The organism is Pseudomonadota bacterium (genome assembly GCA_023229365.1).
In the GTDB taxonomy this organism is placed as follows: Bacteria; Myxococcota_A; Polyangia; order JAAYKL01; family JAAYKL01; genus JALNZK01.
Map to the genome: position 1 here is coordinate 95,842 of JALNZK010000009.1, position 10,098 is coordinate 105,939.

The 10,098-nt window shown below is 68.1% G+C and carries 14 protein-coding genes; 7 read left to right on the top strand and 7 right to left on the bottom strand.

Annotated elements, in window-relative coordinates; translation table 11 throughout:
• The first annotated feature begins 7 nt into the window (after positions 1–7).
• Entirely contained in the window at positions 8–673 is a 666-nt protein-coding gene (locus tag M0R80_07445; GenBank protein ID MCK9459455.1) for a hypothetical protein, read from the top strand.
• 64 nt (positions 674–737) lie between these two features.
• Here the strand turns inward: M0R80_07445 and M0R80_07450 are convergent, their stop codons facing one another.
• Genes M0R80_07450 through M0R80_07480 form a run of 7 tightly spaced genes read right to left on the bottom strand, consistent with a single transcriptional unit; the run spans position 738 to position 5,272 of the window.
• Positions 738–1,538, bottom strand: a complete 801-nt coding sequence (locus M0R80_07450) for a M15 family metallopeptidase (protein ID MCK9459456.1) — start codon at positions 1,536–1,538, stop codon at positions 738–740.
• Complete coding sequence (locus M0R80_07455) at positions 1,535–1,762, bottom strand: CopG family transcriptional regulator (protein ID MCK9459457.1); 228 nt, start codon at positions 1,760–1,762, stop codon at positions 1,535–1,537. The genes M0R80_07450 and M0R80_07455 overlap by 4 nt, the downstream gene beginning before the upstream one ends.
• The gene (locus M0R80_07460) at positions 1,752–2,015 is read right to left on the bottom strand and encodes a BrnT family toxin (protein MCK9459458.1); all 264 of its coding nucleotides are present in this window, start codon (positions 2,013–2,015) and stop codon (positions 1,752–1,754) included. The genes M0R80_07455 and M0R80_07460 overlap by 11 nt, the downstream gene beginning before the upstream one ends.
• Before the next feature lie 27 nt (positions 2,016–2,042).
• Positions 2,043–3,107 carry an ABC transporter permease gene (locus M0R80_07465; GenBank protein MCK9459459.1) on the bottom strand — a complete coding sequence of 355 codons (1,065 nt, stop codon included), beginning with the start codon at positions 3,105–3,107 and terminating at the stop codon, positions 2,043–2,045.
• Positions 3,100–4,062 (bottom strand): ABC transporter ATP-binding protein, encoded by a 963-nt coding sequence (locus M0R80_07470; GenBank protein MCK9459460.1) that lies wholly within the window; start codon positions 4,060–4,062, stop codon positions 3,100–3,102. Before M0R80_07470 ends, M0R80_07465 begins: the two co-directional genes overlap by 8 nt.
• A 54-nt stretch (positions 4,063–4,116) precedes the next feature.
• Entirely contained in the window at positions 4,117–4,665 is a 549-nt protein-coding gene (locus tag M0R80_07475) for a hypothetical protein (GenBank protein ID MCK9459461.1), read from the bottom strand.
• Between the two features lies 1 nt (position 4,666).
• The gene (locus M0R80_07480; protein ID MCK9459462.1) at positions 4,667–5,272 is read right to left on the bottom strand and encodes a hypothetical protein; all 606 of its coding nucleotides are present in this window, start codon (positions 5,270–5,272) and stop codon (positions 4,667–4,669) included.
• A 721-nt stretch (positions 5,273–5,993) separates the two neighbouring features.
• Between M0R80_07480 and M0R80_07485 the strand changes: the two genes are divergently transcribed.
• From M0R80_07485 to M0R80_07510, 6 genes are all read left to right on the top strand, one after another.
• Positions 5,994–6,347: a hypothetical protein gene (locus tag M0R80_07485; GenBank protein MCK9459463.1), complete on the top strand. Its 354-nt coding sequence runs from the start codon at positions 5,994–5,996 to the stop codon at positions 6,345–6,347.
• A 112-nt stretch (positions 6,348–6,459) separates the two neighbouring features.
• A complete protein-coding gene (locus M0R80_07490; GenBank protein MCK9459464.1) occupies positions 6,460–7,308 on the top strand; it encodes a cobalamin biosynthesis protein CbiA in 849 nt (282 codons plus the stop codon).
• Positions 7,309–7,318: 10 nt separating this feature from the next.
• A complete protein-coding gene (locus tag M0R80_07495) occupies positions 7,319–7,552 on the top strand; it encodes a 4Fe-4S binding protein (GenBank protein MCK9459465.1) in 234 nt (77 codons plus the stop codon).
• Between the two features lie 11 nt (positions 7,553–7,563).
• Positions 7,564–8,631, top strand: a complete 1,068-nt coding sequence (vorB, locus tag M0R80_07500; GenBank protein MCK9459466.1) for a 3-methyl-2-oxobutanoate dehydrogenase subunit VorB — start codon at positions 7,564–7,566, stop codon at positions 8,629–8,631.
• A gap of 10 nt (positions 8,632–8,641) precedes the next feature.
• Positions 8,642–9,409: a thiamine pyrophosphate-dependent enzyme gene (locus tag M0R80_07505; GenBank protein ID MCK9459467.1), complete on the top strand. Its 768-nt coding sequence runs from the start codon at positions 8,642–8,644 to the stop codon at positions 9,407–9,409.
• Positions 9,396–9,953, top strand: coding sequence for a 2-oxoacid:acceptor oxidoreductase family protein (locus M0R80_07510; protein MCK9459468.1), 558 nt, complete (start codon positions 9,396–9,398; stop codon positions 9,951–9,953). The genes M0R80_07505 and M0R80_07510 overlap by 14 nt, the downstream gene beginning before the upstream one ends.
• The last annotated feature ends 145 nt before the right edge of the window (positions 9,954–10,098 follow it).

Consider the following 10,098-nt stretch of genomic DNA (forward strand, 5'->3'; position numbering starts at 1 on the left):
AGCGAGCGTGAGCGACAAGACGAAGGATCGACCGTACATGGGAATGGGCGTTCTTCAGGGCGACGCCGCGGCGGGCACCACGATCGTGGGCGGGCAACCGAGCGAGACGCGGCGCGGCGCGCGGCAGCGAGTTCCCATCGGCCTCGAACGGGCGCTGTACGCGGCGGCGGCCGAGCCGGGGTTCCGGGCGGAGCTGCTCGGGGAACGCGAGGCCGCGCTCTCGGCGCGGGGGATCGAGCTCACCGCCTCCGAGCGCGCGGTGCTCCGGCACCTCCCGGGCGCGCAACTCGAGGCGATGATCGACAGGCTCGACGTGTCGCAGGAGAACCTCCGGCGACGCGGCTTCATGCGGGCGGTGGCGAGCTCGGTGATCACGCTCGCCGCGGGCACAGCGCTCGGCGCCTGCTCCGCCCCGGCCTCGGAGCCGCAGGCGCAGGGCGGCGCGCCGTTCCTCGGGCCGTCCGACGTGGCGGCGGACGCCTCGGTCCCACCCGAGCCGCAGCCGCCGTTCGCCGAGCCGGCGCCCCCGCCCGCGGGCATCCGCCCGGACGTCCCGGTTCCCCCGGATCCCGTCCAGCCGATCGGCGGCATCCAGCCCGACAAGCCGCAGCCGCCGATGCTCGACGTGGATCCCCCCGCCTCCCCCGCGACCCGGGGAGCGCGCGCGGACTGAGCCGAGCGCTCGGAAGAGCATCGGCGGCGGCCTCTCCTTCAGTTCCGGATCGGGAAAAGAAGCCCTACAGCAGCTCCGGGCGGTACTCGAAGTGCATGGTGTCGTAGTGGTACCACCTGCCGCCCCAGATGAAGCCGTTGCGTTCGAAGGCGGCGACGATCTCCGGCGGGATGCGGTTCCGGTAGACGAACAGCCCGTTTACGCGCCTGGCCCAGCGCCAGTAGTCGGCGCGTTTCGTAGCGATGTCGATGGCGATGCCGAAGCCGTGCGCGCTCGGCCGGTTGGTCCCGGCGATCTTGCGCCAGTTGAACGTGCCGCCGCGGCGGACGACGTACGGCATCATCTCCTCGGGCAGCGCCTCGAGCTCTGCGCTCACCCGGGCGAGCGCGTCGGCGGCGCCGTTCTTCGTGTTGAACCATACCTTCTTCCCGCCCCGCGACGGGAGCCAGGGCACGGCGACGAGGTTCGCCTTCACCGCCTTCGGCGATCCGCCGTACACCGCCGCGAAGAAGTCGAAGACGCGCACGCGCCCCGGATCGGCGTTCTCGGCCGGAGGCGCGGCGAGCTCTCCTTTGGGATACGGGCTGTAGAACATGTCCTCGAGATCCGGCTTCGCGAGGCGCTCCTCGAAGCTCTTCTCGAGCCCGTCGTTCCAGGAAATCCGCGTGCCGTCGGCCATCACGACGGTGGCCGCGCACTCCGCGCCTTCCACGGCGCCGATGGACTCCCCGTACGCCGCGACCAGCCGCTCGAGCGGGCTCCTGTCGGCCGCAGGCAGAGTCTCCGCAAACGCCGACCACGCGAGAACCAACGCGATCGCCGCAAGCGAGAAGGCCCCGAGCGCCGCGAATCCCCGCTTCCTCATGCCACGCGATGCTCGAGCCGCTCCGCGATCCACATCTTGATGACCGACTGGCGCGTGACGCCGAGGCGACGCGCCTCGCGATCGAGGGAGTCGATCATCCACTCCGGGAAGTCGACGTTGACGCGCCGTTGATCCTCGCCGGGCCGCCGCGCCCTCGCGAGGTCGAGGCTCGCGCTCACGTCTTCGCCCGCGTCGAACCGCTTGTCGAACTCCTTAGCCTTCATACCACCCGACCTCCTCCGCGCGGGATCGCCGCACCGAAATGATCCGCGTCCTCCCCTCGCGGTACGTGACGACCGCGGACCAGTGCTTCCCTCCGGCGACGCCGACGACCAGGAACCTCGGCTCGTCCTCGGTGCGCGCCGGGATCTCGAGCCTGCGCTCGTCCTCGAAGATCGCCTGCGCCTCGACGAAATCGATTCCGTGCTTCGCCTTGTTCGAGGCGCTCTTCCGCTCGTCGAACTCGAACACGCCCATGGGATAATTATTATACCTTTTCAGCGCCTACTGCCAGCGGAAGATCCGCATCGCGATGACGAAGCTCACGGCCGCCCAGGCGCACAGGATGAGCACCTGCGGCGCCACGGCGACGATCGACGCGCCCTCGTTCACGATCGCCCGCGCCGCGTCGTTGAACGCGGTGAGCGGCAGCGCCCGGATGAACGGCTGCGCGGCGTCCGGGAAGCGCGAGTAGTCGAAGAACGACCCCGAGAAGAGCCACATCGGCATCTGCACGAAGTTCATCCAGCCGGACGCGACCTCCGTGCTCTCGGTGCGCGCCGCGATCAGCAGCGCGAGCCCGGAGAACGCGAAGGTCGAGAGCAGCGCGACCGCGCCGAGCGCGGCGATGGAGCCGTGCACCTTCACGCCGAACGCGAGCCAGCCGAAGGTGACGATCACCGCGACCTCCGCCGCGAGGAACACGAGCCGCGAGAGCATGAACGAGAGCTGGAAGTGCGCGCGCCGCATCGGCGTGACCGCGAACCGCTTGAGGAGCTTCCGCCGCCGGGCGTCGACGATCGAGTACCCCATGCCCCACAAGCAGCTGCCCATCACGTTCAGTCCGATGAGCCCGGGCAGGAGGAAGTCGATGTATCGCCCTCCCGGCTCAAAGACGTGGGACTCCGAGGCCTTCACGACGTCCGCGCGGCCGAAGGAGCGCTGGATCGAGTCGTCGACGAGCATCTGGGCGCCTCGGGCGCCTGGCCGCGTGGGATCGAAGCGGTACGAGATCTCCGGTGCTCGGGCCTCCCGTCGGCCCGCCTCGACGAGCAGATCGATGCGGCCGAGCCGCAAAGCGTCCACCGCCGCCCGGTCCGCGAGGTCGACGACCTCGACGCGCCCGTCCGCCTCGAGCCGGCGCGCCGCGTCCGCCGCTCCCGGGCCCGTCACGGCGACTCGCGGTCGCTCGGGTTCCTGCCCGCGAAACGCGACGCCGAGCACGATCGCGAGCAGCACCGGGAAGCCGAAGACCCAGAAGATCGCCGACGGATCGCGGACGAACTCGAGGATCCGCGCCTTCGTGAGCTCCCAGAGGGGGAAAAGCCGTGGCGTTCGCGGCTCAGCCATCTCGTAACCCCCTGCCCGTGAAGTGGACGAACACGTCCTCGAGCGACGCCTGGTGCGTCGAGACCGAGGAGATCCGGATCCCCGCGGCCTCGGCCGCCGCGAGCACCGCCGGGAGCACCGCGGTCACCGAGTCGACCGCGAGCGCGATGACCGGTCCGCGCCGCATGGCGCGCCGGACGCCCGCGACCGCCTCGAGCGGCGCGAGGTCGACGTTCCCCTCGGGCACGAGCTCGATGACCTCCTCGGCCCCGAGCGCTCGCACGAGCGATTCGGGCGAGTCGAGCGCGACGAGCTTCCCGTGATCGACGATCGCGACGCGTTGGCACAGGCGCGCCGCTTCCTCCATGTAGTGCGTGGTGAGGAGCACGGTGCCGCCGCCCGCCGTGAACCGCTCGACGACCTCCCAGATGCGCAGCCGCGCCTGCGGATCGAGCCCGGTCGTGGGCTCGTCGAGGAACAGGATCTCGGGTGAGCTCACCAGGGCGCACGCGAGCGAAAGCCTCTGCCGCTGCCCGCCGGAGAGCTTGCCTACGCGGGCGCGACGCTTCTCCTCGAGCCCGAGCAGCGCGATCACCTCGGCGACGTCGCGGCCGCAATCGTAGAAGCTCCGGAACAGGCGGACGGTCTCCTCCACGGTCAACATCTCGGAGAACCGTGTCTCCTGGAGCGCCACGCCGATCCGCTGCCTGAGCTTCCTGTCTCCGCCGCCGCGCCAGCGCGTCCCGAGGATCTCGATCTCGCCCCCCGCAGGCCGAAGCAGCCCCTCGAACGCCTCCACCGTCGTCGTTTTCCCGGCGCCGTTCGGGCCGAGCAGGCCGAAGCACTCGCCGACGCCGATCTCGAAGGAGAGCCCGTCGACGGCGACGAAATCGCCGTACTTGACGCACAGCTTGCGGCTGGCGATCGCGGGCGTTCCGGTTTTCGGCGACGCCCCGTTGGTCACTGCGTGCATCATCGCGTGAGAATTTAAGGTCTCGGACCTTCGAACGCAAAACAAAAGGGGCCGAGGTCAGTCGCCCGCATCCGCTCCGGCGTCGGGAGCGCCGCCGTCGGCGTCCGTGTCCGTGTCCGTGTCGGTATCCGTATCCGTGTCCGTGTCGGTGGCGCCGCACTCTATAGGGAAGATCCCGGCCGGATCCTCACCCTGGTCCGTCTCGGTGCACCAGTAGTAGGAGCCGTCGTCGTTCACGTCCCAGCTGCACGTGTAGGGCGGATCGTACGTCGCGCACGGCCGGCAGTAGAGGGCGCCGTCCTCGCACCAGATGACGTTGTCGCTCTCGTCGCAACACCCCTCGTACGGGACGTCCTGGCAGTCGCTCGACGCCTGGATCCAACCGACCTCGTCGCCGCCCGGGCAGGTGCCGTCCTCCCAGTAGTCACCGTCCGAATCCGAGTCCGTGTCGGTGTCCGTGTCGGTGTCCGCATCCGAGTCGGAATCCGTGTCCGAGTCCGCGTCCGTATCCGTGTCCGCCCCGCCGTCGCCGTCCGCGCCGTCGTCGTCGCCGCAGCCGGAGAGCGCCGCGGCCAGGGCCAGGGAGAGTGCGAGCCTCGAGAGCATCTCAGTTCCCGGCGTCCAGGCCGCCGTCCGCCGTGCCGCCGTCGGCCGCGCCGCCGTCCGCGTCGGTGTCGGTATCGGTGTCGGTGTCGGTGTCGGTGTCGGTGTCCGTGTCCGTGTCCGTGTCCGTGGCGCCGCACTCCTCCTCGAAGATACCGCTCGGATCCTCGCCCTGATCGGTCTCGGTGCACCAGTAGTAGGAGCCGTCCGTGTTCACGTCCCAGCTGCAGGTCAGGGCCGGATCGAACGTCGCGCAGGGGTTGCAGTAGAGGACGTCGCCGTCACACCAGATCACGTTCTGCTGGTCGTCGCAGCATCCCTCATAGACGACGTCCTGGCAGTCGGCGGACGCCGGGGTCCACGGGCTGGACTCGGACACCCGCCCCGGGCAGGTGCCGTCGACCCAGTAGTCGCCGTCGGTGTCCGTGTCGGTGTCCGTGTCGGTGTCCGTGTCGGTATCGGTGTCCGTGTCGGTGTCCGTGTCGGAGTCCGTGTCCGTGTCGGTGTCCGTGTCCGTACCGCCGTCTCCGTTCGAGTCGTCGTCGTCGCCGCAGCCGACGAGCGCGAACGCCAGGGACAGAGCGAGCGTCAGTCTGACGAGCTGGGACATTTCCTTCCTCCTTTGCGAGAAGCTCTCAAGGGTTCGATTGCGGGTCAGTATACAAGAAAAGGAAAGACAGGGGGATGAGGATCAGTGCAATTTCAAAGGATCCGGTGTCGTCTTCACACCACACCGTGTGAAGATCCACCACACTGAACCGCCGAACATGCCGGGCCGATCCGCCGAACGAGACGACGGTGACGATCATCCAACGCGAAGCGCGGGCACTCAGTCGCGTGGCAACGCGGAACAGTCACTACTGCAACGCGAAACAGTCGCGTGGCAACGCGGAACAGACAGAGTGGCAGATCCGATCAGTCGCGTGGCATCGCGGAACAGCCACTACTGCAACGCGGAACAGTCGCATGGCAACGCGGAACAGCCAGTACTACAGCGCGGAACAGCCACTACTGCAACTCGGAACAGTCGCGTGGCAAAGCGGAACAGCCACTACTGCATCGCGACACAGCCACTACTGCAACGCGGAACAGCCACTACTGCATCGCGACACATCTACTACTGCAACGCGGAACAGCCGGTGATGCAAGTCCGATCAGTCGCGCTCATCGGGCGCACAGCGCATTGGCACCGCGATTGCAATAGGGCCTGAGCGACGGCCAAACGCGCGCGGCCGCAGAAAGACCCGACCGGAAGGTCGGAACAACCCCGCCCGCAGGAGCGATTCTCGAATCGTTCGCTGCGGGCGGACAGAAGGAAGAAGGAGTCTGTGATGAAGAAAACGTTCTATCCCTCGAAGACATTCGAGGACATGTTGTTCGCCCTAGTGCAACTGCTCCTGGCCAAGGGCTGGAGCTTCCCGGGCGCGAGCACCGAGCAGCTCAAATCCGACGCCGAGTCGCAGCTCGCCGAGCGCACCGAGCACGACGCCCTGATGGGCCAGTTCCTCGCCCTGCACGAGACGTTCGGCCTGAGGCAGGAGGAGCGCTACGCGCGGTTCGTGGCGGTCCTCAACGCGGCGCGCATGGCGTTCCGCAAGGACAAGGCGGTGCTGGCCGAGCTCGAGCGCTTCAAGCGTCCGAGCGGTCGGAACCGAAAGTCCAAGGAAGAGTCCGAGGCCGCGTAACGCCCCGTCCCGCCCCGCATACCCACCCCGGCCCGCGGAGGAGACTTCGCGGGCTTTTTCTTTGCGAGCGCCGGGCGCGCTCCCCGGATCGGCGCGGCTTATGATGCCTGTCATGGAACCGCGCCGTGCGGCGTCGTACGCCACCCGTGGGCCGTTTCACGAACTCGACCTCGGGAGCTCAATCGACGTGTCACCGCTCGCCTGGATACCGCCCGAGAGGCTCGTCATCATCGTGGGCAACTACGGCTCCGGGAAGACCGAGGTCGCGGTCAACCTCGCGGTCGGCCTCGCGCGGTCCGGCAAGCGCGTCCAGATCGCGGACCTCGACATCGTCAACCCGTACTTCCGCAGCCGCGAGGCGCGCGCGACGATGGAGGCCCACGGCATCCGCGTCGTGATCCCGCCGGGCGACCAGGCGTTCGCCGATCTCCCGATCGTCGTGCCGCAGATCAAGGCGATGCTCGAGCCCCAGGGCGACGACTTCTCGATCTTCGACGTGGGCGGCGACGACGTGGGCGCGAAGATGCTCTCGTCCTTCCACGAGGCGCTCGGCGCGGGGAGGTACTCGCTCCTCCAGGTGATCAACGCGCGCAGGCCGTTCACCGGCACGGTCGCGGGGTGCCTCGAGATGCAGCGCAGGATCGAGGAGTCGTCGCGGCTCGAGGTCACGGGCTACATCGTGAACACGCACCTCATCGAGCAGACGACCGACGACATCGTCGTCGAAGGGGTGAATCTCGCGGCCGAGGTCTCGAGGGCGAGCGGACGGCCGGTCGTGGTCGTCGCGGCGATGGGCGAACTGGCCGAAAGTCCCCGTGTTTTAGGCCTCGGGGTGCCGGTCCTCCGCCTCGAGCGGATCATGTTGCCTCCGTGGTTGCAGCGGGCAACAAAAGACGATAATGCGGTTGAGCAGGGCGAGCCTTTGCCCGCCGCGCGAACCAAGCCGATCTTCAGGCCGTAGGAGTCAGGACATGCCCAAAGTTCAGGTGATGATCGAGCGTTGCAAGGGATGCGAGCGGTGCAACGACGCCTGCCCGCAGGGCATCGTGAAGATGTCGAGCGGGCTCAACGCCAAGGGCTACAAGTATTCCACCGTCGTCGACCAGTCGCGGTGCCTCGGGTGCCGCCTGTGCGCGATCTCGTGCCCGGACGTTGCGATCGAGGTGTCGGTCGAGGGCGCGCAATACGAGTTCTTCTCGTACTAGGAGGAGCCCGAATGTCGAAGGTATTGATGAAGGGCAACGAGGCGATCGGCGAGGCCGCGATCCGCGCCGGGTGCGTCCACTTTTTCGGCTACCCGATCACGCCGCAGAGCGAGGTGCCCGAGTACCTCGCGAAGCGGCTCCCCGAGGTCGGCGGCAAGTTCATCCAGGCCGAGAGCGAGGTCGCGGCGAGCAACATGATCTACGGGGCGGCCGGCGTCGGCGTGCGCGTGCTCACGACGTCGTCGTCGCCGGGCATCAGCCTGATGGCCGAGGGGATCTCGTACATCGCCGCGTGCGAGCTCCCGGTCGTCATCGTGAACATCATGCGCGGCGGCCCGGGCCTGGGCGGCATCCTCCCGTCGCAGGGCGACTACCTCCAGGCGACGAAGGGGACGGCCCACGGCGACTTCGATCTCGTCGTGCTCGCGCCGTCCTCCGTGCAGGAGGCGGTCGATCTCGTGATCCTCGCCTTCCAGCTCGCCGAGAAGTACCGCAACCCGGTGATGGTGATAGGCGACGGCATGATCGGCCAGATGATGGAGCCGGTCGAGTTCCCGGCCCAGGAGATCGGCCCGCCGCTCGATCCGGGCGACTGGGCGCTGACCGGCTGCAAGGGCCGCCCGACCCGGATCGTGAACTCGCTGTACCTCGACGCGCAGAAGCTCCACGAGCACAACGTGAAGCTCAAGGACAAGAGCCGGCGCATCGCGGCCGCGGAGCAAAGGTGGGAGACGTACAACTGCGAGGGCAAGTACGACCTGCTCGTCACCGCCTTCGGCATGATGGCGCGCATCTGCAAGACCGCCATCGACGAGCTCAAGGCCGAGGGGATCGACGTCGGCCTGTTCCGCCCGATCTCGATCAAGCCCTACCCGTACGAGCACCTGCGCGGTGCCATGGACAAGACGAAGCGCGTGCTGTGCGTCGAGATGAACATGGGCCAGATGCTCGAGGACGTCCGCATGGCGGGCGAGGGGACGAAGCCGATCGACTTCTTCGGCAAGGCCGGCGGCATCGTGCCGGCGGTCGAGGACGTCGTCGCCCGGATCCGCGAGTCGCTCGGGAAGAAGGGCAAGTGAGGAGGGACGCATGAGGAAGGTTTTCGCCTACACGGACGGGCTCACGAGGCTCCCGACCCACTACTGCCCGGGCTGCACGCACGGCGTGATCCACCGCGTGGTCGGCGAGGTGATCTCGGAGCTCGGCCTGCGGGAACGGACGGTGGGCGTGGCGCCGGTGGGCTGCTCGGTGCTCGCGTACAACTACTTCAACTGCGACATGTTCGAGGCGTCGCACGGCCGGGCGCCGGCGGTCGCGACCGGGGCCAAGCGCGCGCGGCCGGAGATCATCGTCTTCACCTACCAGGGCGACGGCGACCTCGCGTCGATCGGCATGGCGGAGATCATCCACGCGGCGAACCGCGGCGAGAAGTTCACGACGATCTTCGTCAACAACGCGATCTACGGCATGACCGGCGGCCAGATGGCGCCGACGACGATGCCCAACCAGCGGGCCACGACGTGCCCGGCCGGGAGGGACGTGAACGAGGTCGGCTACCCGATCCGCATGGCCGAGCTGATCGCGTCGCTCAGGACGCCCGCGTTCGTCGCGCGCGTCGCGTCCCACACGCCGGAGGCCACGATCCGCGCGAAGCAGGTCATCAAGGAGGCGTTCGAGCACCAGGTGGCGGGCGAGTGCTACGGGTTCGTCGAGGTGCTCTCGATCTGCCCGACGAACTGGGGCCTCTCGCCGCGCGAGTCGTCCTCCTGGCTCGAGAAGGAGATGGTTCCCTACTACCCGCTGGGCATCAAGAAGCGCCCGGACGAGATCAAGGGAGGCGCCCATGGCCACAACTGAGGTCTTGATGGCGGGGTTCGGCGGCCAGGGGATGCTGCTGAGCGGCAAGCTGCTCGCGCACGCCGCCCTGGAGGAGGGCAAGGAGGTCAGCTGGCTGCCCTCCTACGGGCCGGAGATGCGGGGCGGCACGGCCAACGTCACGGTGTGCATCTCAGACAAGAAGGTCGGGTCGCCGTACATCACGAAGCCCGCCGCGCTGCTCGTCATGAACCAGCCGTCGCTCGAGAAGTTCGGCGACAAGGTCAAGGGGGGCGGCTTCATCGTCGTCAACACGTCGCTCATCCCGATCCAGGCGAACCGCGACGACTGCACCGTGCTGTACATCGATGCCGCCGGGATCGCCGCGAAGGCCGGCACGGCGCGCGCCGCGAACCTCGTCATGTTCGGCGCGTACGTCGGCTGGTCCGACGTCGTGTCGCACGACATGTGCGTGCAGGAGATCGAGAAGGAGTTCGCGAGCAAGGCGAAGTTCATCGCGGCGAACGTCGCGGCGTTCAAGGCGGGGTACGTCGAGGGTGCGAAGCTCAAGGGAAAGAAGCCCTGATGGCGCGCGGGTTCGGGTCACGCGAGGAGGTCACCTGATGGAGCTGAAGCAAGTGGATGCCATCGTGGAGAGGTACGGGTCGGAGGCGTCGTCGCTGCTGGCGATCATGCAGGACGTGCAGGACGAGGCGCACTACCTGCCGCGG